The following is a 22,974-nucleotide window of genomic DNA, read 5'->3' as shown; positions in this document are numbered from 1 at the left end:
AATGGTATTTTTGAACCTTGTAACAGTTGTAACGCTTTTCCGGTGTACCCCCTAAGATTTTGAAAATGGCGCATAAAGGATGCTTTTTAACCAATTGTGAGGGTATGCATGGGAGAGTTAGGGAGAGAGTTTGAAGGACGGTAAAGCTATCAGCGATACCGGCCATCCGTTGGCCAGCATCGCCAGAATTAACTGTGCTGAAGCTCGCTACGTTTGAATACCCAGCAGCGAACAATATCGGGGCGGAGTAAATCATGCTCGCCTTTGCCCTTGTTGTAATGCTCATTGGGGAGACTACGCACGGCTTTGTTTCCCGTGAACTGGTAGCGCGTACCACCTTTAAGCTGTTTTTTCAGATCGCTAATCACAAACGACTGGTTAACCCGATATTCAGATGCCATCTGGATAAAGTGCTGGAAATTCACCGCCACCATCCCTTCCCTGTTATCTTTTCCGGCGTGGTTCAGTCCGTAGCGATCGAGAGAATCCAGATACTCGAACGTCTCCCAGAATTCCTGTACCTGCGGCGGATCGGTGCGCAATGCCTGACGACGCTCTGCGGCCAGCGTAACCAAAGCCTGCCTTGTTTGAAGCACGGCATCGGCCTGAACAGGCAAAACCAGCGGTAAGGTTTCAACCATCGCGATCAGTTGCGCATGGTTTTTGGCAATACGGTTATGGTTTATCTCTGGATGGTTCTCCAGCTCGGTTTTAGCCTGCTCATAGACTCGGCTGAACGCATCGAGTACAGCCGTTTCTGACTGTGTCACCTGGAGGATAAACCCGGATACCTGCTCTATCGTCGCACGTTCAAGCCGTTCCGCCGCCTGGCGCGTTTGCGGTGTCTGGGCGCTCTTATCCGTGTGAATATGCACGATACGCTCAAGCAACGCCGGTGAACCGCCCACATCAGCATTCTGCGCGATCACAATGCTTCCTCGGAACGGCGGCTCATAGGTTTCATTATTGTTGGATTTAACCCCTGTCGCCCGCATACCTTTACCGTTATACAGCGGTTTCAGGTCATCAAAATCAAACGCCCGCTGACGTATTGTGTCCTGCGTTCTATCACCCTCAATCAGCACGACGGGCAGATTGCCAACCTGTGCAAAGTTTCTTGCTCTGGCTGCGGCTGTGGATTTGGTTGGGTCAAATCCCTCGTAATCATCTCGGCCACACAGCTTCCAGAGAAAATCGATCAAGGTACTTTTCCCCGTTCCTGGCTCACCGACAATTTCCAGAAACGGAAAGCTACGGCACTGTTGCCGGATTTGTTCCGCAAACAACGATCCCAGCCAGAACGCCAGCGCGATATAACCCTTAGCGCCAAATGCCGTCCAGATATCCTGTACCCAATCCGTTTTAAATTGGCTGAGGTCAGCGTTAATTTCCAGAACGGGGCTATGGCTGAGGCTTTTCGCGCTCAGTTTACCGATCTCGAAATAGTCCTCACTGTTGAGGTGGTAAACCTGACCGCCGGAAACCGCCAGAGTATTAAATATCCAGCCCTGCCAGACCTTGTTGTAGCCGATAAAATTCTGCGTCTGCACCTCTTTAATCACCGGCAGATCCTGACGGATCAAGCGGTCGAGCTGGTTCGTATTGCCGGTATAAATGGCTCCTTTCGCCACATGTAACAAACGCTTTTTAAACTCTGACGCACTGGTAAGCTGGCCTGAAGTAAACATATCTTTCACCGGCGGTGTGGAGCCTGGGAAATTGATCTGGAAGTAGTACCAGGCTTCATCCGTTGGCTCACTGCGCTGGAAATACAGTGGTACGGGATAGCAATTGGCAATTTCTACCACAGCACCGGCTTCTTTCAGCGCTTTCACTTTTACTTCCTGCTCACTTAACCGGATATCCCCATCCTGAATCCGCTCAACCGCTTTCATATGCCTGTCCAGATCGAGCTTGAACCAATACAGACGCGAATCAAATTCAAAATGAAACTCCCGCCGTTCGGTATGCTCAGCAATCCGTAGCGCTTTATCTGCGGCGTTGTCAGTCAGTAGCAAATCCCCCTGATAGCGATATTCCTTCAGATCGCGCGGGGTCAGCCTTCCCTGAATGTGCAGATCGTTCCAGTCGCGTTTTTGTCTGCCCACAGGTACGCAGGCCGCGTTAACTGCCCAGCCAGCTTCCTGACTCCGGCGAGCGTGACGGGCGGTGTATTTTTTCCCCGCCGGATCGTTGTCCAGCGCCCACACCAGTACCGGCCTGGGGCGTTCTCCCAGACTTTGCGCCAGTTGCGCCAGCGCCTGTTCTGGATAGTTGTTGCACGACATGATAGACACTGCCGCGATCCCGTTTTGTATCAGGCTTAAGGCATCAAAAATCCCTTCTACCAGCCAGATCGCGTTCTGCTTACTCAAATCCTGAGCCGGATGATTCCACCATTGGCCGGCATAGCTGCCATGAAAATTAGCTTTACGCTCAAATCGCTCCGGCAGATCGATAAGGCGCTCCCAATATCCCCCGCAGGGGAGTGAAAAACGCACCGTGGCTGTCCCCAGTCCCTTCTGGTGAAAACTTTCCTGTGTGTAACATCCTGCAAGACGGGTGATATCCAGATTACGCGATTCCCGTAAGTAGGCATCTGCGGCCGCACAGGGCGACGCTTCCGTGCGTGGGAAGCGCTCAGACCAGTGATTAAATAAATCAGCGTAATGGGCATTGACGATAATTTCAGCCCCGCACTTATTTTCCCGTCCGCATTTCAGCACGTAAGGTTTTTCGATGCTGGTAAACAGTTCTTTCTTATGGCAGTGGGGGCAAATGCCATAGCGTAAATACCCTTCCTGTTCTTTAAACTGGAATTCTGCTATCAATCGCTTTATAATTTCTTTGTGTAATTCGTTATTCATGAATCGCTCCAAAAGCGCCGCGCTCAACGGCGCTTTTTTATTGAAAGTGAATAAATGTGTTAATCACCGAAACGAACCTTTTCCTTGTTTCAGCCATTCATTGCACAATCCTTTCCCCTTCAACTCATTCAGTACAGAATCAATATCATCGTGGAGATAGCTGAAAATATCGGGTAACCACAAAAGTGGCTCAGCATTTACTTCCAGTTTTCTTACGTGGAGATGAAGGCCAAAGGCCACATTTTTAGCCCTATTCATTTTGTGATAGCTTTCAATGCTGAGAGAATGAACTTCATTATTTTTCTGAGTCTCTTCACCAGCAATCATTTTAGCGCTAAGCGCTTGTGCAGTGACACGATCCATTGGGATACCCTTTATTTAGAATGCAAGGATTCGCCGAAATAATATTCGGTCATGTTATTCCGGTATTTTCAACTATAAATAACGCGCGTAGTCGTCTTTATCCGTGTTAGAACGTCGTTCGTAATAGTCCCGCGACATTTCTTTTCTACGTGCCACATACTCAGGTAATAACTGATAGGAACGGCGAAACTCACTGAGTGGCATTTCTCCATATTTCTGACTGGATTCATACAGGAAAAATACTTCTGGCTCTGGCATTACCTGGCCGGATTCATAGTTGATTGACCTAACGCTAATCACCTCAATCGTCCATCCGGTTTCGCTGACGCTTTGATAACGCTCACCCCTTAGCGGACGCCCCAGAAACAGGTTACGCATGGTGCACCTCCTGACTTCCTAAGATTGCATCATCGTTAAGTTGTGGGCTTACAGAACGTCCACGACGTTTATCTTTAATCACAATGTTATGAAGGTGATTGAGCATCGTGATCGCATCTGATAGCAGGATACTATTCACCTCAGAAAGAGCCGATTGATCCATACCTGCGCTAGTTTCAGTATTCAGGCGAGCCAGTTCACTATTGAGGTTTAACAGTGCATTCAGGCGGGAAGTGGCGCACTCATACAAATCATCCTCACCCACTTGCGCATCGAAATACAGCACGTTAACAGACGTTCCCTGTGAGTCTGATAGCAGCGGCTTCATATCATGATTCATGGTGCACCTCTGCTTCCTCTGGTTCTTCCTGTCTGGTGCGGTACAGGTGATCGATGCGTTCTTGCAGAACGAACAGCAGGATTTCACGTACTTCCCAGTCAGTGATGTTTAAAGCAGCATAGGCCAGTGCGCGGCACTGATCGATAATTTCATCCAGTTCCAGCGGTGTGTTATCAAACATGGCGTACCGCCTCAACTGGCAAGCGGCCAGCAAAAGAGAGGATGAAGTGAGGGACAAGGATCTGACGGGCTTCCTGCTCTGTATAGGCTTCAACAGACAGGCGGCAAGGTGAAGCAGCACTATCCGCACGGTAAAGAGCAAGAAAACGATACTGATATTTAGGGCGTGTTTGGGTAGACTGTGAATCAGCCATCGTGTTACCTCCAGTAACATTGTGGTTAGACGCCCTGTATGTGTTGCGAGCACTACGGGGCGTTGTTTTTTCTGCTCACCCTCATTAGGTGGCATGCACTTACAATAGAACAAGGTGCATGCCACTTTCAAGTATTGATTGCATTTCTTTTTCGCATATACTGAATGCCACCAATATAACGGAAAATCAGATATGGCAACGGGTTCAAGAAATAACAAATCACAACAGATAGTATCTCGCGTACCTCTTGATTTGATTGGTGAACTTGAAAAAGTGAAAGAAGAAGGCGAAAGTACTGCCGGTTTTGTCGTCGCTTCAATCAAAGGCGAGATCAAACGCCGCCAGCGTAAGCAAGCACGTGATACGGAACCTAAAGACTGATCCTTTCCCCAAAAAGCCAGTGTATGAACCTTGCTAACACCAATGGATGATAAGGTGGTATCGCTGTAGATGGCGCTTCTCATGATTTCCATTCCCCACGTTCAGCGATCCGCTGGCTGATCCATTCGTCGATCTCACTTTCAACAAAGGAAATTGCACGCTCCCCAATCTTAATCGGTTGGGGAAATGCCTTTTGTGCCAACTGTTTATAGAGCCATGATTTACTACGCTGGACGCGACGCAGCACCTCTTTTGAAGAGATCAAGGATGCTTGGTTGTCCTGAATATTTCTGCCTGCCATATCGTTACCTCATCGTGCTTGCTGGTATATGGCGGAGTTTAGAAGTGTAATTTTATGTGTTCCATTGAGAATGAAATCCATTAAAAATTTTCATTTTCCATTGAAAAAAATGGTACTCCATTGAGAAAAGCATAAAGAAAAAGTGATTTATCTTAATTATTTTCAATTGGTTAAATGGTGTAAGTTGAGGTATATAGTACGGAATACTCTCCTATATAGCGCTATATGATCCTATATAGTGCTATATAGATAAGGCTGTAGAGGTGTCTATAAGCATTTACAAGCTAATGGTGTCTAATAGAGCGCATTTCGTGATAGGTTTAGTGATCTAAAATAGAGAGTTGAATGATTTTTTCACCTTATCATAAAAAGATGATGCTTTTATCCCTTTCAAAGAAACACCTTCCTTTTCAGCCAGGATAGTTAAATCACGGTAAATCTCGCTTTTTGCAGGTTGTTTTACTGAACCGTATTTACCTCCGAATTTCTCCACCAGCAACATTATCAATAGCGCAATCAATTTATCCGTATTCTCTTTTTCGTCCTCTTTCCGGTAAATTCCGCGACCAACTTTTCTCACTGAGCGCCCGTACTCGATAATTTCCTCACCACCATATTTTGATAAATTCTGTTTCCAGTTAGGCGCTGAGGCTATCTCTTTCACAATTTCTTGGCACTTATCTATAACAGAGCGCGGAGTATAATCAGGATCGATAAACTCATATGAGGCAGCAAAATACACTGTAGAATCGATCCTCTCATTATGCTGCATGATTTTACCAATAACCTCCCCGGCATTCTGCCGCAAAAGTGCCTGCAATTGAGAAACATTATGCTCTCTATCTTTGGGTATATCTTTGGTTTTTGTAAAGGGATCAACGCCCAATATTGCCAAAGCCATTTCTTGAGCAGAGACCGTTTTGTATTTTGTAAAACGTTCAAACACATCCATCTTCAAGAAATTAGCCATTTATACACTTCCTCCACTTTCCAAAGAGTCTATATAACTCGCATACCATTGCAGCATTTCTCTACGTCCATCTAAATATTGAGCGTGATTATACGTTCCGCGTATATTATTTTTATCAATATGAGCAAGTTGGGTTTCAATCCAAGCCGTATTATAACCTTTTTCATGCAAAATAGTGCTCATAGTATGACGAAAACCATGCCCCGTAGCTCTACCACCGTAACCGATACGACGAATCAAAACATTAAGGGTCATTTCACTTATTGGTTTTGAAGATTGAACCCGGCCAGGAAATACATATTGGTATTTTCCGCTAATCGGCTGCATCTGCTTTAAAATATCTACAGCCTGAGAAGACAGAGGAACCATGTGAGAACGCCGCATCTTCATTTTGGATGCCGGTATTTCCCATAATGCCTTATCTAAATCAATTTCTATCCATTCAGCCTGACGCAATTCACCTGGCCGCGTCCCTGTCAGAATTAGTAACCTCATAGCCAATTTCACTTGCATACTGCCGCTATAACTGGTCAGAGTCTGCAAAAATTCAGGCAACTCAATCACGTTAAGATGAGGATAATGCTCTCGTTTATGTGGCTTCATCGCACTGGCGAGATCCGGTGCGGGGTTATACTCAGCCCTGCCCGTTACAATCGCATATTTCCACACCTCACCACAGCGCTGACGCACCTTACGCATTTTCTCGGTGGCACCGCGCTGTTCCAGCTTAGATAACACAGCCATTAATTCCAGAGGCTTAATTTCCGCGATTGGCCGGTGTCCAATGAAGGGGAAAACATCAGCCTCAAAGGTTGCCATCATCTCCTTGCGATAAGATTCTGACCATCGGTCATAGCGTCGTTGATACCACTCACGCGCGATCTTCTCGAATGTCCCTTCGCTTTCACCTTGTCGGGCTAACTTTTCTTGCTGTTTGTTCTGGCTGGGATCGCCCCCCTCAATAACGACCTGCCGCGCAGCATTTCGTTTTTCCCTGGCTTTTGCTAACGAGACATCAGGATACACACCAATAGCCAGTAGTTTTTCTTTGCCAGCAACACGGTATTTAAGACGCCAATACTTCGAGCCGTTCGGATTGACCAGCAAGTACAATCCGCCGCCATCAGCTAACTTATACGCTTTTTCCTTTGGCTTGCAGGCCTCTACCTGCTTGGCATTCAGCTTCATTGGGGGTATTTCTCCATCCCAGATTTATGCGCCTGGGGGTACTTTTCAGGGGTGCAAGTATCAGTACCCCCAGATATACCCCCAAAGACAGATGGATTTCAGGGTACTTGAGTAGACTATAAAACACCATAGAAATGGCTTAATGACACGTATTTACTGGGTTTTGTGGACTTTGGGGAACTTCAGAGGAGGTATTTTTGGAGCGAGTGAAGGGAATCGAACCCTCGTATGCAGCTTGGGAAGCTGCCGTTCTACCATTGAACTACACTCGCAACGGTGTGCGGCTAGCATTATAGCGCTATCACTTTGCCGGGCAAGTAAAAAACCCTGAGAAATGGTGCAGTTTTGAGCGATTACACCAACCAGACAGTGAGGTCGTCACGCCGGGTTTTATCGGCCGGCGTTCGCGCGCTGAAAAAAAACCGGTGTGAAACACACCGGTTTTATCATCACGCTGAATAGGATGACGCCATTATTTCTGAGGACGCATCGCCGGGAACAGAATGACGTCGCGGATCGTGTGGCTGTCAGTGAACAACATCACCATACGGTCAATACCGATGCCCAGCCCCGCGGTGGGCGGCAGGCCATGCTCCAGCGCCGTCACGTAGTCTTCATCATAGAACATCGCTTCGTCATCGCCCGCATCTTTAGCATTCACCTGCTGGGCAAAACGCTCTGCCTGATCTTCGGCATCATTCAGCTCGGAGAAGCCGTTACCAATTTCACGACCGCCGATGAAGAACTCAAAGCGATCGGTGATGTCCGGATTCTGATCGTTACGTCGCGCCAGCGGTGACACTTCAGCCGGATATTCGGTGATGAAGGTCGGCTGGATCAGATTGCTTTCCGCCGTCTCTTCGAAGATCTCGGTAACGATACGGCCCAGCCCCCAGCTTTTCTCGATCTTGATGCCCAGAGACTGCGCGATCGCCGTCGCTTTCGCCAGATCGTCCAGATCGGACACGTTGGTTTCCGGGCGATACTTGCAGATCGCTTCACGCATCGTCAGCTTCTCGAACGGCTTACCAAAGTCGAATGTCTGGTCACCATATTGCACCGTCGTCGAGCCCAGCACGTCCTGCGTCAGCGTGCGGAACAGGTTTTCCGTCAACACAATCAGGTCTTTATAATCGGCATACGCCATATAAAGTTCCATCATGGTGAATTCAGGGTTGTGACGCGGGGAAACGCCTTCGTTACGGAAGTTACGGTTGATTTCGAATACGCGTTCAAATCCACCGACGACCAGACGTTTCAGGTACAGTTCCGGTGCGATGCGCAGGTACATGTCGATATCCAGCGCGTTATGGTGCGTGATGAACGGACGAGCGGTCGCGCCGCCGGGGATCACCTGCATCATCGGCGTTTCCACTTCCATAAAGCCGTTATCCACCATGAAGCTGCGGATCGCGGCCATCACTTTGGAACGGATGCGGAAGGTATGGCGGGATTCCTCGTTGGCGATCAGATCCAGATAGCGCTGACGGTAACGCGTTTCCTGATCGGCCAGACCGTGGAACTTATCCGGCAGCGGGCGCAGCGCTTTGGTCAGCAGACGCAGCTCGGTACAGTGAATGGACAGCTCGCCCGTCTTGGTTTTAAACAGCTTGCCGCGCGCGCCCAGGATATCGCCCAGATCCCATTTTTTGAACTGCTCGTTATAGATGCCTTCCGCCAGATCGTCGCGGGAAACGTACAGCTGAATACGACCCCCCACGTCCTGCAAGGTCACGAAAGAGGCTTTACCCATGATGCGACGGGTCATCATACGGCCCGCCACGGTCACTTCAATACCCAACGCTTCCAGCTCTTCGTTCTCTTTGTCATCAAACTCAGCATGCAGACGATCGGACGTGCTGTCACGGCGGAAGTCATTCGGGAATGCAATACCGTTTTCACGCAGCAACGCAAGTTTTTCACGGCGCGCTTTTAATTCGTTATTCAGATCCTGCGCCTCTGCGCCACCCTGTGATTGTGATTCAGCCATGTGAATTCTTATAACCCCGCTTTTAAACTTGCTTCAATAAATTTGTCCAGATCGCCATCCAGCACAGCCTGCGTATTACGTGTTTCCACGCCGGTACGTAGATCTTTAATGCGAGAATCATCCAGTACATAAGAGCGAATCTGACTTCCCCAACCGATATCCGACTTATTGTCTTCCATCGCCTGCTTCTCAGCATTTTTCTTTTGCATCTCAAACTCATACAGCTTCGCTTTCAGCTGCTTCATGGCCTGATCTTTGTTTTTATGCTGGGAACGATCATTCTGGCACTGCGTCACGATGCCGGTAGGGATGTGAGTGATACGCACGGCGGATTCCGTCCGGTTAACGTGCTGACCACCCGCACCGGAAGCCCGGTAAACGTCAATGCGCAGGTCAGCCGGGTTGATTTCGATATCAATATCGTCATCCACTTCCGGATAAACAAAGGCAGAGCTGAACGATGTGTGGCGACGGCCGCCGGAATCGAACGGGCTTTTACGCACCAGACGGTGTACGCCGGTTTCGGTACGCAGCCAGCCAAAGGCGTAGTCACCGATGATCTTGATGGTGGCGGATTTGGTACCGGCCACATCGCCGTCTGACTCTTCAATAATCTCGGTTTTGAACCCTTTGGCTTCCGCCCAACGCAGATACATGCGCACCAGCATACTGGCCCAGTCCTGCGCTTCCGTCCCGCCCGATCCCGCCTGAATATCCAGATAGCAATCCGCACTGTCGTACTGGCCGGAGAACATGCGCCGGAATTCGAGCTGGCCTAATTTGTTTTCCAGCGCATCCAGTTCCAGCGTCGTTTCATTGAAGGTGTCTTCATCGTCCTCTTCCACCGCTAGCTCAAGCAGGCCGGACACATCTTCCAGACCCTGTACCAGTTGGTCGATGGTATCGACGATGGCTTCCAGCGAGGAACGTTCTTTTCCCAATGTCTGAGCGCGTTCGGGCTCATTCCAGACATCCGGCTGTTCCAGTTCGGCGTTGACTTCTTCTAGGCGTTCTTTCTTGGCATCATAGTCAAAGATACCCCCTAAGAACGGCGGTACGTTCAGACAGATCCTGAATGCGGTTTTTTACCGGATTAATTTCAAACATGGTGTTTTATATTCTTATGTTAAGTCGTTGACAACGGAATGGTGTAAACCGGACATTCTAACGAATAAAACGCCCGGTTTATAGACTTTCCGCCCGCTGCGTTGCAGACCGCTTTTAGCGTGGCCACAGATGTTGAATCAGTAGCTGTACCGAGCGTTTCCCGCGAAACTCGTTGATATCCAGCCGGTACACCATTTCCACTTCCCGAATGCTCGGATCCGGCCAGATGGTGGTATCCACATTAAACGCGATGCCGTCCAACAGCGGCACCGGCCCGGTTGCGCCGATCGGTTCAAACATCGCTTTCAGATGGCGCTCTTTCAGCAGGCGGGGTTGCAGAATGCGGAAGCGGCCATCGAACGTCGGCTCAGGAAACGCCTGTCCCCAGGGACCGGCATAACGCAACATTTCTGCCGTTGAGAGCAAATCCAGTTCCGGCAGCGCAAGTTCGCCATCCGACCAGACGACGCCTTCAAGCTGAGACGGATCGAGCCATTCGCCAACCAGTTCGCCAAAACGCTGACGGAAATCCTCAAACCGATCTTCGTGCAGCGATAGCCCTGCCGCCATCGCATGGCCGCCGAACTTGTCCATCATGCCCGGATACAACGTATCCAACCGTTCCAGCGCATCACGCAGATGCAGGCCGGCAATGGAGCGCCCAGATCCTTTCAGCATGCCGTCGCCGGCAGGCGCAAAGGCAATCACCGGACGGTAAAAACGCTCTTTAATACGCGATGCCAGAATCCCCACCACGCCCTGATGCCATTCCGGGTGATACATCGCCAGACCATAGGGCAATTCGGCACGGGTGCGCTCCAGCGATTCGCACAGCTTCAGCGCCTCGACCTGCATACTCTGTTCGATCTCGCGCCGATCCTGATTCAACGCATCCAAATCATTGGCCAACATACGCGCGTGCGTGATGTCATGACTGAGCAGGAGTTCTACCCCGACCGTCATGTCATCCAGCCGCCCGGCGGCATTCAGACGCGGGCCAAGTGCAAAGCCTAAATCACTGGCGACAAGTTGACCGGCTTCGCGGTTAGCCACTTCCAACAGCGCGCGAATCCCCGGACGACACTCGCCGGCGCGAATGCGGTTCAGCCCCTGCGCCACCAGAATCCGGTTATTGGCATCCAGCGGCACCACGTCAGCGACCGTACCCAGCGCGACCAGATCCAGTAATTCGGTCAGGTTCGGCTTCGCCAGCCCCTGTTGCGTAAACCACCCCGTCTCGCGCAGGCGTACAAACAGCGCCATCATCAGATAAAACGCCACGCCCACGCCTGCCAGCGCTTTGGAGGGGAAGGCACAGTCGGGCAGATTAGGGTTAATCATCGCGTCCGCCGCCGGCAAGGTCTCACCGGGCAGGTGGTGATCGGTCACCAACACCGTGATACCGCGCCGATGCGCGTCCTCGACTCCCGCATGCGAGGAGATCCCATTATCGACGGTTAAAATGATCTCTGCGCCTAATGCCGCGGCCTGCGCTACCACTTCCGGGCTTAGCCCGTAGCCGTCCTCAAAGCGATTCGGCACCAGATATTTCACGTTGGCAGCGCCCATACTGCGCAGCGCCAGCACGGTGAGCGCGGTACTGGTGGCGCCGTCAGCGTCAAAATCGCCAACAATCACGATACAACGCTGATCTTCCAACGCCCGTTGCAGCAAATTGACCGCCTGTTCAATCCCGCTTAACAAACGGTAATTGAGTAATCCACTTAAACGGCGTTCCAGTTCCTCTTTCCCCTTCACGCCACGCTGCGCGTACAGTCGGCGCAGCAAAGGGGGAACGGTATCCGGTAAATCAATATCCTCCGCCAGCGGACGCCGACGAAGTTGGGTAATCATTTCCACTGAGCATCAACCGCCGGTTTTCTTCGATGTTTTATGTGCTTCCAACATCGCCAACATCTCTTTTGGCCCTTGATAGCCGGGCACAACCATCCCACTGTCCAGCACGATAGCAGGGGTACCCTGCACGCCGAACTGTATACCCAGTTGATAATGCGCCGCGATATCGGTTTTACAGGTTGCCGGCGAGATCGCGTCGCCTTTCATCGCGTTATCAAACGCTTTATTGCGATCGGCCACGCACCAGATGGACTGCATATCTTTCGCGGCCGGCGCGTTCATGCCCTGACGCGGAAACGCCAGATAGCGCACGGTAATCCCTAACGCGTTGTAATCCTCCATCTGTTCATGAAGTTTGTGGCAATAGCCGCAGGTGATATCGGTAAAGACGGTAATCACGTGTTTTTCCTGCGCGGCTTTATAAACAATCATCTGATCCAAAAGCGCGTCCATCTTACCGATCAGAATTTTATTGGTGGTGTTGACCGGCATCGTGCCGCTCACGTCATAAAGCGGACCTTGCAGCAAATGCTTGCCGTCTTCGCTAATGTACAGCACGCCGCTGTCGGTCATGACGGTCTTCATGCCCGCTATCGGTGACGGCAGAATTTCAGCGCCCTGCATGTCCAAACGCGTCAGCGTTTGCTTGATCGCCGTATCATCGGCCTGCGCGAAGCCCGCCGCTGTGGCCACCAGCACTGAAAGCAGTAATAACCCTTTTTTCATTTCATCAATCCTGTTTTGTGTCGCAACGCGGTTTGTCAAAACGTTGCGCATAGCAATACGCCGTGATGGTTGACGGGCGTCGCCCACCAGTCAGACAACATCCTGTTACGCTGTAGACTTGTTTTAGCGGTCAATCGGCTTTATGCCGCGCGAATGAGCCCCTATCAACCTAGGCGCGGGGATGATGCTGTTGATGAAGCTGCTTCAACCGCGCCGTCGCCACATGGGTATAAATCTGCGTCGTGGAAAGATCGCTATGGCCCAGCAGCATCTGTACGACTCGCAGATCCGCGCCGTGGTTCAATAAGTGCGTGGCGAACGCGTGGCGCAAAACGTGCGGCGAGAGCTTTTCGCTGTCAATGGATGCCAGTCGCGCATAATGTTTAATACGATGCCAAAATGTCTGACGCGTCATCTGCTGTGCGCGATTGCTGGGAAACAGCACATCCAACGTCTGTCCATTCAGCAGCCACGGGCGACCATGCTCCAGATAATACTCAATCCAATACACCGCTTCTTCGCCCAGCGGCACCAGACGCTCTTTGTTCCCTTTCCCGATCACCCGCACCACGCCCTGACGCAGGCTGACATCGCTCATCGTCAGGCCGACCAATTCGGAAACGCGCAGCCCCGTCGCATACAATACCTCAAGCATGGCCTTATCGCGTAGCTCCAGCGGCTGTTCAATGCTGGGGGCGTTAAGCAGCGTTTCAACCTGCGCTTCACTCAAATCTTTGGGCAAACGCTGCGGCAATTTTGGCGATGACAGCACCGCGCTGGGGTCGTCGCTGCGCGTCTTTTCCCGATAAAGATACTGGAAGAAACGGCGCATGGCACTCAGCAAACGGGCGGAGCTGGTCGCTTTATATCCGCCTTCGACCCTGTCGGCAAGGAACGACTGAAGATCGATCGCCTGTGCCTGTAGCAGGCCGCTATCATGGTGTGCCAGCCATTCCGCCAGAGAACGGAGATCTAACCGATAAGAAGCCAGCGTATTCTCAGCCAGATTTTTCTCCAGCCACAGCGCATCAAGAAACTGTTCGATAAGCGCCCGATCGTCTTCTTGCATCGCCGTCTCCTTCTTCCGTTTACCGGGCAGTATTATGCCTGAGCAGCGAGGATGTTCCACCGTTGATGGAGAATTCCCTTTCACGCCTATCGCCAGTCTCAACGCCGTTTCGTCTTGCCGACAAAATTATGCGCAATCTCACATATTCCGTGAACACCAACATAACCATAACATTCTCCGGAAAAAATAAGAGCGCGGCACATTATATTTTATGTTTCACCGATATATTGGGACAGGCTCCGTGAGACCGCATTCTTACTGCCATTGCAGTTTCTGCAACAACGTTGAAAAGCCGATTTTTCTGTGCGTAGAATGGTCGTTCACGTTGTTAAAATAAAGAAACATTATGCAAGCCTCCACCATCACTTCCACTCTCGATACCGAAGCGGAAACGCCGCCCGTAAATTCACGCAATAAAGTGATTGTTGCGTCACTCATTGGCACCGCTATCGAATTTTTCGATTTTTATATTTATGCCACCGCGGCGGTGCTGGTTTTCCCGCACATTTTCTTCCCGCAGGGCGATCCGACTGCCGCCACGCTACAGTCGTTGGCCACGTTCGCCATTGCCTTTGTGGCCCGTCCCATTGGCTCTGCGCTGTTCGGCCACTTCGGCGACCGCATCGGACGTAAAGTCACGCTGGTGGCATCTCTGCTGACCATGGGGATCTCGACCGTTCTGATTGGGCTGTTACCCACTTACGACACCATCGGCATTCTTGCGCCTGTCCTGCTGGCGCTGGCGCGCTTCGGCCAAGGGCTGGGACTGGGCGGTGAATGGGGCGGCGCGGCGCTGCTCGCAACCGAAAATGCCCCATCGAGAAAACGTGCGCTGTATGGGTCGTTCCCCCAGCTTGGCGCACCGATTGGCTTCTTCTTCGCGAACGGCACCTTCCTGCTGTTATCCTGGCTGCTGACGGAAGAGCAGTTTATGAGCTGGGGCTGGCGCGTGCCGTTCATCGCCTCCGCTGCACTGGTGCTGGTGGGACTGTATGTTCGCATCTCTCTGCATGAAGCCCCGGTCTTTACCAAAGCGGTCAAAGCCGGTAAGCAAGTGCGTATGCCGCTGGGCACCCTGCTGAGTAAACACAGTAAAGTTACGATCCTCGGCACCTTCATCATGCTGGCGACCTACACGCTGTTCTATATCATGACCGTTTATTCCATGACCTACGGCACCACCCCCGCGCCGGCCGGTCTTGGCTTCTCGCGCAACAGTTTCCTGTTGATGCTGATGGTCGCGGTGATTGGCTTTGGTCTGATGGTGCCGGTAGCCGGTTATCTGGCCGATGCCTTTGGCCGCCGCAAAACCATGATTACCGTGACCTGTATCATGCTGGTCTTCGCCATTCTGTTCCCGTCTCTGCTTGGCTCAGGTAATCAGGCACTGGTGATGGGTTTTCTGGTGCTGGGGCTGAGCCTGATGGGGTTGACGTTCGGCCCGATGGGCGCCCTGCTGCCGGAGCTGTTCCCGACCGAAGTGCGCTATACCGGCGCCTCGTTCTCCTACAATGTCGCGTCGATTCTGGGCGCATCGGTCGCGCCGTATATCGCGGCATGGCTGACGGCCAATTACGGCCTGTTTTACGTCGGCGTTTATCTGGCGGCTATGGCGTCACTGACGCTGATTGCGCTGCTGGCAACCAAAGAAACGCGTCATCATTCGCTGGAATAGGTAAGAGACAAGAACCGCCTCGGCGGTTCTTTTTCACATAACAGAGCAACAGGTTACTTATCGACAGGGATCACTGCACCCTGATATTTTTCGCGGATGAAGTCCTGAATCGCTTTGGTATGCAGCACTTTCACCAACGCCACTATTTCCGGTTTGTTTTCATCGCCTCTGCGCACCGTAATAATATTGGCATAAGGGTTATTTTCACCGCTTTCCACCGCAATCGGATCTTTCGTCGGGTTCAGACCGGCATCAATGGCGTAGTTGGCGTTAATCACCACGGCGTCACCTTCGTCGTTATTGTACATCTGCGGCAGCAGCGCCCCTTCGACATTCGCCAGGAACTTCAGTTTTTTCGGGTTTTCCACCACGTCTGAAATTCGCGCATTAACCTTATTGAGGCCCGGCTTCAGCTTAATTACACCTTCACGTTCAAATATAGAAAGAATGCGACCTTCTTCCGCGACCGCATCACGCATGATAATACGGCCACCTTCAGGCAGATCTTTCAGGCTCTTGTACTTTTTGGAGTAGATACCGATGGGCTCAATGTGAATCGCTCCCGCATTGACAAAATCATAGCTCTTATCTTTTGCGTGATCCTTCATTACCGACTCCAGATACGGAACGTGCTGAAAATAGTTGGCATCGATATCCTTACTGGCAAGCGCGGTATTCGGCAGGATGTAATCCTGAAATCGTTTGATTTCCAAATCGATGCCTTCTTTTTTCAACAGCGGTTTCGCCTCTTCCAGAATCTCGGCGTGAGGCACATTGGACGCCCCCACCACCAGTTTGGTTTCGGCGGCAGCGCCGAACGACGCCAGCGCGGTCAGCGAGGCAAACGCCATCATCATAAGCTGTTTTTTCATCATCATTTTTCCTGTTATTAACGTTTATCGAGTGTGGTAGTAATCAGGTCGCCGATGAACTGGATGACAAACACAATCACGAGGATCGTCAGTGTCGCCACCAGCGTCACGTCGCCGTGATTTCGTTGAAAGCCTTCCAGATAGGCCAGATTCCCTAACCCACCGGCACCTATCACCCCCGCCATCGCGGTATAACTGACCAGCGCAATCAGGGTTACGGTCATCCCGGACACGAGCGCAGGGGATGATTCGGGTAATAACACGCGGAAGATCAGCGTATGGGTTTTCGCGCCCATTGCACGCGCGGCTTCGATCACACCTTTATCCACCTCGCGCAGGCCGATTTCGACCAGTCGCGCATAGAATGGCGCAGCGCCAACGATCAGCGCAGGCAGCGCGGCATTGGCGCCCAGAATGGTACCAACGATCGTTTTGGTAAACGGGATGAGTAAAACAATCAAAATAATGAACGGGATAGAACGGAAAATATTGACCACCGCAGAAATCAGCAGATAAACGGGCCGGTTCTGAAATAACTGCCCTTTAGAGGTCAGGAACAGCATAACGCCCAGGATAATCCCCAAAATCAGCGTTGCCATGCCGGCAACCCCGGTCATGTACAGCGTTTCCCACGTGGCATCCAGCAACGATTCGACTTTCAGGTGAGGAAATAAAGACTCAAGCATGTTTAATCACCTCAACAGCGATCTCGCGTTGTTGCAGGAAAGTCAGTACGGATACTGTCTCCTGCTCATTGCCTTCAACGTGAATATACAATTCACCAAACGATCCGTTACGCGTATGGCTGATTTGCCCGTGCAGAATATTTATCGTCAGGTGATAAGTTTGGATCACCTCGGAAATAATCGCCTGATGCGTTTGCTGGCCGATAAAGGTTAACTTAAGCACAGCGCCTGACAGGTGCTCCGTCAGCAGCGGATTGAAGCTCTCGTCCGTTTCCTGATACTGCCCGACCTGCTTCACGAACTGGCGAGTCATTGCCTGCTGTGGACGTACAAAGACATCCAGTACCGGCCCTTCCTCCACAATCCGACCATTTTCCATCACCGCCACCCGATGACAGATTTTACGCACCACATGCATTTCGTGCGTAATAAGCACAATGGTGAGGTTGAGTTTACGATTGATATCCAGCAGTAATTCGAGAATGGCGTCCGTCGTTTGCGGATCCAGCGCTGAAGTGGCTTCATCACACAGCAATACGCTGGGGTTGTTGGCCAGCGCTCGGGCAATCCCGACCCGTTGCTTCTGGCCTCCGCTCAGTTGGGAAGGATAGACGAGCTCCCGCCCTTCCAGTCCCACCAGCGCGATCAGATCGGCGACGCGTTGTTGGGTTTCGGCTTTCGGCACCCCCGCGATTTGCAAGGCAAAGGCGATATTCTGGCTGACGGTGCGCGACCACAACAGATTAAAATGCTGGAACACCATACTGATTTTCAGTCGCGCCCGACGCAGCGCTTCACCGCGGGCACGGGCAATATCAAACCCGTTAATGACGATATTACCGCTGGTCGGCGTTTCCAACCCATTCAGCAGTCGGATCAGCGTGCTTTTTCCTGCACCACTGTAACCGATGATACCGTAAATCTGCCCCTGCTCGATCGAGAGGTTCACATCATCAACGGCGACAATGCGACCTTGTGCGCTGTCAAAAGTCTTGCCTACGTTCGAAAGAACGATCATAACGAAACGAATCCTTATACCATTTGTTGTTTTTTTCTTGCTGGCCTCACCCGGACTGAAGATACCGAAGGGCCTCAGAGCGATGGCTATATATGCGTAATTTAACGGGAGTTTATATAGGCATGAAGAATGCATAACACATTAGTTATTCCATTATGCTATATATTACCATCCGGCGCGATGTTATAAAAAGAAACATCGCCACGGGTATGGCGCCATGGCGCAATACCGTTTACACATCAGCCCCGTGTCGCCCTCCGCAGGGTACGTGACTTGTGGTATCCTCGCCGACATTCGTCACGAAAACTCATTTACGACATATGAAAATTGGTCTGTTTTACGGCTCAAGCACTTGCTACACCGAGATGGCGGCGGAAAAAATTCGCGACATGCTGGGCGAAGAGCTGGTGGATCTGCACAACGTTAAGGATGTCGACCCTCAACGTATGGAAGATTACAGTACGTTGATTCTTGGCATTCCCACCTGGGATTTCGGCGAGATACAGGAAGACTGGGAGAGCATCTGGGGTCAATTAGCGACGCTAAATCTCGAAGGGAAAGTGGTCGCGCTCTACGGTATGGGCGATCAATTGGGATACGGCGAGTGGTTTCTTGACGCGCTGGGCATGCTGCATGAACAACTGCTGCCGCTGGGTGTCAAATTTATCGGTTACTGGCCGACTGACGGTTACGACTTCACCAGCCCGAAACCGTTGACCGCCGACGGTAAACACTTTGTCGGGCTGGCGCTGGACGAAGTGAACCAATACGATCTCAGCGATGAGCGTCTGGAACAGTGGTGCGAACAAATTTTGCAGGAGATGGCGTCATTGCTGTAGTCCCGCGCAGACTTCAGCGACGGGCATCCCCGCCGCTGAAATACTTTAGCGCTTTTGTAACCAGCGCGCTCTCGCCGCGTCGTCCATAAAGCTCCAGGCGATAACGCGACTACGCTTCTGCCCCTGAGCCATTTCAAGCGTTCTGACTTTCTTCGCATCAACCGCGTCTAACGCCCGGTAAATCGCCGGCAGATTCTCTTTGCGCGACACCAGAGAGGTAAACCACAGGCAGTGCCGGGCAAAACCGACGCTTTCTTTAATCATCTGATGGATAAATGCGGCCTCGCCGCCTTCGCACCACAGTTCATCCTTTTGGCCGCCAAAATTCAGCGGCGAGTCTTTATCCAGCCCAAGATTATGCAGTTTACGCTGCGTGCCCTGTTGCGCCTCCTCAGCAGAGGCATGGAACGGCGGATTACACATGACGGCATCAAAGGCGTCATGCTTATGAATGATCCCGGCGAATATCGCTTTGCTGTTTTTCTGACGACGCAGGCGGATCGCCCGATTCAAGCCAGGGTTCGCCTCAATCGTCTGATTGGCCGCTTTCATCGCCAGCGGATTCACCTCGCTGCCGGTAAAGCGCCAGCCGTATTCCCGATGCCCAATCAGCGGATAGATGCAGTTAGCGCCGCAACCGATGTCCAGCACGGAGGCATCACGCGGCACGTCGCCCCGGTTATCCTCCGCCAACAGATCGGCGAGATAATGAATATAGTCAGCCCGGCCTGGAATCGGCGGACAAAGAAACCCATCAGGGATCGTCCAGTGCGCAATGTGATAAAAATGCTGCAACAGCGCCTGATTCAACGTTTTCACCGCATCGGGATTGGCAAAATCCACCGATTCGTCACCGTAGGCATTCACCTTTACAAAGGGGCTCAGCGCAGGGTAGCTCTGTATGAGGCTGGGAAAATCATAACGGCCACGATGGCGATTACGGGGATGCAAACCATTTTTTTGCACAGGGGGCTTAGTCATCAGAGATACCAATAGATTCCAAGGCGCGGCCAAACGGTGACCGATTAATAACGCACCCTCAGCAGAACAAAGGGAATGAAAGAAAGGGAAACCGATCCCTGACAAGACAACAGGCCGTTTCCCTCTCCTCCACGACGCGGCGTAAGATACCCGCTGCGAGGATTTCCGTAAATCACCCGTCCGCTTTTTCTGCCCGATGTCGCGATGATTGACGCCAAAACGGCATGGATCACCACCTCGTTACCTGACCCAGTTTTTCTGCAAAAGGATCTGACGCAGGTGACGCCACTCGTCATCGCCCATGCTGTCCGATGCCAGCCAGAGTGATTTCCTGTCTTTACCGTCCTGCGACTGTAGCGACAGCAGGACGCCATTTTTCAGCAACCACGGTCGTTTAACGATCCGCCACTCCCGATGCCGCCAGCTCAGTATCGTATCGCTGAGCAAAACGACTTCCCCATGTCGGGATTTGATACTCCTCTGGCTACGGATAAAACCAAACATCACGATCGTGACCAGCACCAGCCACATTGGGGCATAGCCGTCCGGCCACGGCGCCAGCAGAATGAGCAAGACCAGCAACCCATGCACAAGCAACGATAACAGCTGCATGCGCCAGGATACGCGAAGGTCACATCGCCACTGGGCCACGGTCTTTATTTCGCGTCTGAATAAGAGAAATCATGCGCTTCAGTTCCCCATCATCCGGTTCACCGTGATTCATCAGCCAGTTGAATAAATCGGGATCGTCACATTGTAATAGACGCACAAACGTGCGTTTATCCGCGTCATTCAATGCGTCATAGTCATGCTCGAAAAACGGCATGATCGCAATATCCAGTTCACGCATGCCGCGACGGCATGCCCAATGAATGCGTGATTTATTGTCGATTTCCATGCTTTATTCCACCTTGTTATCGATCCTTGTCGCTAGTGTACTCTGATTCCGCCAGCGGGTATCAGTTAATAGTAACACTTTGACATAATTTACCAATGCAGCACGCGCCGCCGCTTCAACAGGCATCAGAATGTGCTACGCAATAAAGCCGCGTGAATAACCACTTGCAAACCCCGGACGCTCTTTTACCATTAGGCCATTCGGGTCTCGCCCTTCGCGCAGGATTGTACTCATATGGTTAATCAACTTACCGCTCATCAACCTTCTTTTGCATCACAACCGCCATTGGCTTCCGCTCAGCTCTCCGCCACGCTGATCTCGCTGGACGACTGGGCGCTGGTCACGCTGACCGGGCCGGATACCGTGAAATACCTACAGGGACAGGTGACTGCCGATGTCGCCGCGCTGGCTGACAATCAACACATCCTTTGCGCCCACTGCGACGCGAAAGGAAAAATGTGGAGCAACCTGCGCCTATTCCATCACGGCGAGGGCTTCGCGTTTATTGAGCGCCGTAATCTGCGCGACAACCAGTTAATCGAACTGAAAAAGTATGCCGTTTTCTCGAAGACGACCATCGCGCCTGACGACAGCGTGGTGCTGCTCGGTGCGGCCGGCGCGGGGATCCGCGAACAACTGGCATCGGTGTTTGCAACGCTGCCGGACGCAGAACAGCCGGTCGTTCAGCACGAGGGAGCGACCCTGCTCTATTTCACCCATCCCGCCGAGCGTTTCCTGCTGGTGTTGTCTTCCGAGCAATGCGCTTCGCTGCTTGAGCAGCTCAACGGTCACGTCAGCCTGAATGACAGCCGCCAGTGGCTGACGCTGGACATCGAAGCCGGTTACCCCATCATCGACAGCGTAAACAGCGCGCAGTTCATCCCACAAGCGACGAATTTACAGGCTTTAAATGGGATTAGTTTCAGTAAAGGGTGCTATGCCGGACAGGAAATGGTCGCCAGAGCCAAATACCGCGGAGCCAATAAACGCGCGCTTTACTGGTTGGCTGGTCAGGCTAATCAGACGCCGCAGGCGGGAGACGATCTCGAATTGCAGCTCGGCGAGAACTGGCGCCGCACGGGAACGGTGCTGGCGGCCAGCCAGTTACAAAACGGCGATGTCTGGGTACAGGCGATTTTGAATAACGATCTGGATGCAGATAGCGTACTGCGCGTGCGCGAAGACGCCGAAAGCAAGCTGACGATCCAGCCCCTGCCGTATGACATCACGGATTAATCCGTCAGGTGAAACCACGTATGAACCCCACCGGGTTCATACGTTTTACAGATAAAGGTAAATCGCCAGAAAGTGGCAGACGCTGCCGCCTAACACAAAGCCATGCCAAATCGCATGGTTATAAGGAATGCGTTTACAGGCATAGAAAATCACCCCCAGCGTATACACCACCCCGCCCACCGCCAGCAGCGTCACGCTCGCGGCGGAGAGCCTCATCACCATCTGATAAATCACCACCAGTGACAACCATCCCATCACCAGATAGGTGATCAGCGACAGCGCTTCAAAACGGTGGGCAAACGCCAGCTTAAAAATCACGCCCAGCAGCGCCATACTCCAAATCACGATCATCAGCCCGTGTGCCAGCGGTGAATTCAGCCCTACCAGTAAAAATGGCGTATAGGTTCCGGCAATTAATAAGTAGATAGCGCAGTGGTCAAATTTTTTCAGCCACGGCTTAATACGCGGCGACGGGATCGCGTGGTACAGCGTCGAGGCCAAAAACAGCAGAATAATACTGCCGCCATAGAGACTGTAGCTGGTTATCGCGATGCTATCGGCATCATTGTTGGTCGCCTGCACCAGCAACAGCACCAGACCGATAATACCGAAAATCACGCCGATTCCATGGCTGATGCTATTCGCAATCTCCTCCGCCAGAGAGTAGTCCGGCATCTGCGCATTCTTTGACATACATACCCTTGGACAGGTTCAGTGGGTGAAACACGGTTTGGCTGGCGATGCGGCAAGACGCGCGTTCACGTCCGGGAAAACGCCCCATCGCCTTCACAGCCTAACCTTTGAACACTTTAACCGAGAACAGTTTCAGTGTACACGTGTAAGCTTAAAAAATGCATC

Annotated in this window: 25 protein-coding genes and 1 tRNA gene; 4 read left to right on the top strand and 22 right to left on the bottom strand. The window is 51.7% G+C overall.

The window, feature by feature from the left end:
• Positions 1 to 188: 188 nt before the first annotated feature.
• The 6 genes from EDC54_RS06210 to EDC54_RS06185 form a co-directional block, all read right to left on the bottom strand.
• Positions 189 to 2,867: a toprim domain-containing protein gene (locus EDC54_RS06210; RefSeq protein WP_132454313.1), complete on the bottom strand. Its 2,679-nt coding sequence runs from the start codon at positions 2,865 to 2,867 to the stop codon at positions 189 to 191.
• A 63-nt stretch (positions 2,868 to 2,930) separates the two neighbouring features.
• On the bottom strand, positions 2,931 to 3,230 hold the full coding sequence (locus EDC54_RS06205; RefSeq protein WP_072013548.1) for a derepression protein: 300 nt from the start codon (positions 3,228 to 3,230) through the stop codon (positions 2,931 to 2,933).
• A 72-nt stretch (positions 3,231 to 3,302) separates the two neighbouring features.
• Positions 3,303 to 3,608 carry a hypothetical protein gene (locus EDC54_RS06200; protein ID WP_132454311.1) on the bottom strand — a complete coding sequence of 102 codons (306 nt, stop codon included), beginning with the start codon at positions 3,606 to 3,608 and terminating at the stop codon, positions 3,303 to 3,305.
• Positions 3,601 to 3,948: a hypothetical protein gene (locus EDC54_RS06195; RefSeq protein WP_132454309.1), complete on the bottom strand. Its 348-nt coding sequence runs from the start codon at positions 3,946 to 3,948 to the stop codon at positions 3,601 to 3,603. Before EDC54_RS06195 ends, EDC54_RS06200 begins: the two co-directional genes overlap by 8 nt.
• Positions 3,938 to 4,129 (bottom strand): hypothetical protein, encoded by a 192-nt coding sequence (locus EDC54_RS06190; RefSeq protein WP_025919802.1) that lies wholly within the window; start codon positions 4,127 to 4,129, stop codon positions 3,938 to 3,940. Before EDC54_RS06190 ends, EDC54_RS06195 begins: the two co-directional genes overlap by 11 nt.
• Positions 4,122 to 4,322 (bottom strand): host cell division inhibitor Icd-like protein, encoded by a 201-nt coding sequence (locus tag EDC54_RS06185; RefSeq protein WP_132454307.1) that lies wholly within the window; start codon positions 4,320 to 4,322, stop codon positions 4,122 to 4,124. Before EDC54_RS06185 ends, EDC54_RS06190 begins: the two co-directional genes overlap by 8 nt.
• Before the next feature lie 192 nt (positions 4,323 to 4,514).
• Between EDC54_RS06185 and EDC54_RS17885 the strand changes: the two genes are divergently transcribed.
• Entirely contained in the window at positions 4,515 to 4,703 is a 189-nt protein-coding gene (locus EDC54_RS17885) for a YlcI/YnfO family protein (protein WP_165904276.1), read from the top strand.
• A gap of 79 nt (positions 4,704 to 4,782) precedes the next feature.
• On the opposite strand, the gene EDC54_RS06175 is transcribed toward EDC54_RS17885, so the two are convergent.
• From EDC54_RS06175 to xerD, 9 genes are all read right to left on the bottom strand, one after another.
• Positions 4,783 to 5,004 (bottom strand): helix-turn-helix transcriptional regulator, encoded by a 222-nt coding sequence (locus EDC54_RS06175; RefSeq protein WP_033070909.1) that lies wholly within the window; start codon positions 5,002 to 5,004, stop codon positions 4,783 to 4,785.
• A gap of 328 nt (positions 5,005 to 5,332) precedes the next feature.
• Positions 5,333 to 5,974: a hypothetical protein gene (locus EDC54_RS06170; protein ID WP_132454305.1), complete on the bottom strand. Its 642-nt coding sequence runs from the start codon at positions 5,972 to 5,974 to the stop codon at positions 5,333 to 5,335.
• Complete coding sequence (locus EDC54_RS06165; RefSeq protein WP_132454303.1) at positions 5,975 to 7,162, bottom strand: tyrosine-type recombinase/integrase; 1,188 nt, start codon at positions 7,160 to 7,162, stop codon at positions 5,975 to 5,977.
• A gap of 198 nt (positions 7,163 to 7,360) precedes the next feature.
• Positions 7,361 to 7,434 (bottom strand) — tRNA-Gly (locus EDC54_RS06160).
• A 200-nt stretch (positions 7,435 to 7,634) separates the two neighbouring features.
• On the bottom strand, positions 7,635 to 9,152 hold the full coding sequence (gene lysS, locus EDC54_RS06155; RefSeq protein WP_132454301.1) for a lysine--tRNA ligase: 1,518 nt from the start codon (positions 9,150 to 9,152) through the stop codon (positions 7,635 to 7,637).
• A gap of 8 nt (positions 9,153 to 9,160) precedes the next feature.
• Positions 9,161 to 10,259 (bottom strand): peptide chain release factor 2 gene (gene prfB, locus EDC54_RS06150; protein ID WP_132454299.1). Its coding sequence is split into 2 segments (ribosomal slippage): positions 9,161 to 10,183 and positions 10,185 to 10,259, totalling 1,098 coding nucleotides; the frame shifts between segments, so codons are not numbered across the junction.
• 114 nt (positions 10,260 to 10,373) lie between these two features.
• Complete coding sequence (recJ, locus tag EDC54_RS06145; protein WP_196238438.1) at positions 10,374 to 12,119, bottom strand: single-stranded-DNA-specific exonuclease RecJ; 1,746 nt, start codon at positions 12,117 to 12,119, stop codon at positions 10,374 to 10,376.
• Positions 12,120 to 12,125: 6 nt separating this feature from the next.
• Positions 12,126 to 12,842, bottom strand: a complete 717-nt coding sequence (dsbC, locus tag EDC54_RS06140; RefSeq protein ID WP_132454296.1) for a bifunctional protein-disulfide isomerase/oxidoreductase DsbC — start codon at positions 12,840 to 12,842, stop codon at positions 12,126 to 12,128.
• Between the two features lie 169 nt (positions 12,843 to 13,011).
• The gene (gene xerD, locus EDC54_RS06135; RefSeq protein WP_132454294.1) at positions 13,012 to 13,911 is read right to left on the bottom strand and encodes a site-specific tyrosine recombinase XerD; all 900 of its coding nucleotides are present in this window, start codon (positions 13,909 to 13,911) and stop codon (positions 13,012 to 13,014) included.
• 346 nt (positions 13,912 to 14,257) lie between these two features.
• On the opposite strand from xerD, the gene EDC54_RS06130 reads away from it, so the two are divergent.
• On the top strand, positions 14,258 to 15,586 hold the full coding sequence (locus EDC54_RS06130; protein WP_132454292.1) for an MFS transporter: 1,329 nt from the start codon (positions 14,258 to 14,260) through the stop codon (positions 15,584 to 15,586).
• A gap of 53 nt (positions 15,587 to 15,639) precedes the next feature.
• On the opposite strand, the gene EDC54_RS06125 is transcribed toward EDC54_RS06130, so the two are convergent.
• The 3 genes from EDC54_RS06125 to EDC54_RS06115 are packed head-to-tail and all read right to left on the bottom strand — an operon-like array spanning position 15,640 to position 18,162.
• Positions 15,640 to 16,458, bottom strand: a complete 819-nt coding sequence (locus EDC54_RS06125) for a MetQ/NlpA family ABC transporter substrate-binding protein (RefSeq protein WP_132454290.1) — start codon at positions 16,456 to 16,458, stop codon at positions 15,640 to 15,642.
• A 17-nt stretch (positions 16,459 to 16,475) separates the two neighbouring features.
• The gene (locus EDC54_RS06120; protein WP_132454288.1) at positions 16,476 to 17,144 is read right to left on the bottom strand and encodes a methionine ABC transporter permease; all 669 of its coding nucleotides are present in this window, start codon (positions 17,142 to 17,144) and stop codon (positions 16,476 to 16,478) included.
• Positions 17,137 to 18,162, bottom strand: a complete 1,026-nt coding sequence (locus EDC54_RS06115) for a methionine ABC transporter ATP-binding protein (protein WP_132454286.1) — start codon at positions 18,160 to 18,162, stop codon at positions 17,137 to 17,139. Before EDC54_RS06115 ends, EDC54_RS06120 begins: the two co-directional genes overlap by 8 nt.
• Positions 18,163 to 18,482: 320 nt before the next feature.
• On the opposite strand from EDC54_RS06115, the gene fldB reads away from it, so the two are divergent.
• The gene (gene fldB, locus EDC54_RS06110; protein ID WP_132454284.1) at positions 18,483 to 19,001 is read left to right on the top strand and encodes a flavodoxin FldB; all 519 of its coding nucleotides are present in this window, start codon (positions 18,483 to 18,485) and stop codon (positions 18,999 to 19,001) included.
• Between the two features lie 45 nt (positions 19,002 to 19,046).
• On the opposite strand, the gene rlmF is transcribed toward fldB, so the two are convergent.
• From rlmF to sdhE, 3 genes are all read right to left on the bottom strand, one after another.
• Positions 19,047 to 19,982 carry a 23S rRNA (adenine(1618)-N(6))-methyltransferase RlmF gene (gene rlmF, locus EDC54_RS06105; protein ID WP_132454282.1) on the bottom strand — a complete coding sequence of 312 codons (936 nt, stop codon included), beginning with the start codon at positions 19,980 to 19,982 and terminating at the stop codon, positions 19,047 to 19,049.
• Between the two features lie 240 nt (positions 19,983 to 20,222).
• Positions 20,223 to 20,633, bottom strand: a complete 411-nt coding sequence (locus EDC54_RS06100; RefSeq protein ID WP_132454280.1) for a protein YgfX — start codon at positions 20,631 to 20,633, stop codon at positions 20,223 to 20,225.
• The gene (gene sdhE / locus EDC54_RS06095; RefSeq protein WP_132454278.1) at positions 20,614 to 20,880 is read right to left on the bottom strand and encodes an FAD assembly factor SdhE; all 267 of its coding nucleotides are present in this window, start codon (positions 20,878 to 20,880) and stop codon (positions 20,614 to 20,616) included. The genes EDC54_RS06100 and sdhE overlap by 20 nt, the downstream gene beginning before the upstream one ends.
• Before the next feature lie 234 nt (positions 20,881 to 21,114).
• Between sdhE and ygfZ the strand changes: the two genes are divergently transcribed.
• Entirely contained in the window at positions 21,115 to 22,116 is a 1,002-nt protein-coding gene (ygfZ, locus tag EDC54_RS06090; RefSeq protein WP_132454277.1) for a tRNA-modifying protein YgfZ, read from the top strand.
• A gap of 45 nt (positions 22,117 to 22,161) precedes the next feature.
• Here the strand turns inward: ygfZ and trhA are convergent, their stop codons facing one another.
• Positions 22,162 to 22,809 (bottom strand): PAQR family membrane homeostasis protein TrhA, encoded by a 648-nt coding sequence (gene trhA / locus EDC54_RS06085; RefSeq protein ID WP_132454275.1) that lies wholly within the window; start codon positions 22,807 to 22,809, stop codon positions 22,162 to 22,164.
• Between the last annotated feature and the right edge of the window lie 165 nt (positions 22,810 to 22,974).

It is taken from the genome of Samsonia erythrinae (assembly GCF_004342665.1).
Taxonomy (GTDB): domain Bacteria; phylum Pseudomonadota; class Gammaproteobacteria; order Enterobacterales; family Enterobacteriaceae; genus Samsonia; species Samsonia erythrinae.
The sequence above is the reverse complement of the archived record's forward strand: the minus strand, read 5'-3'. Positions and strand labels throughout refer to the sequence as shown.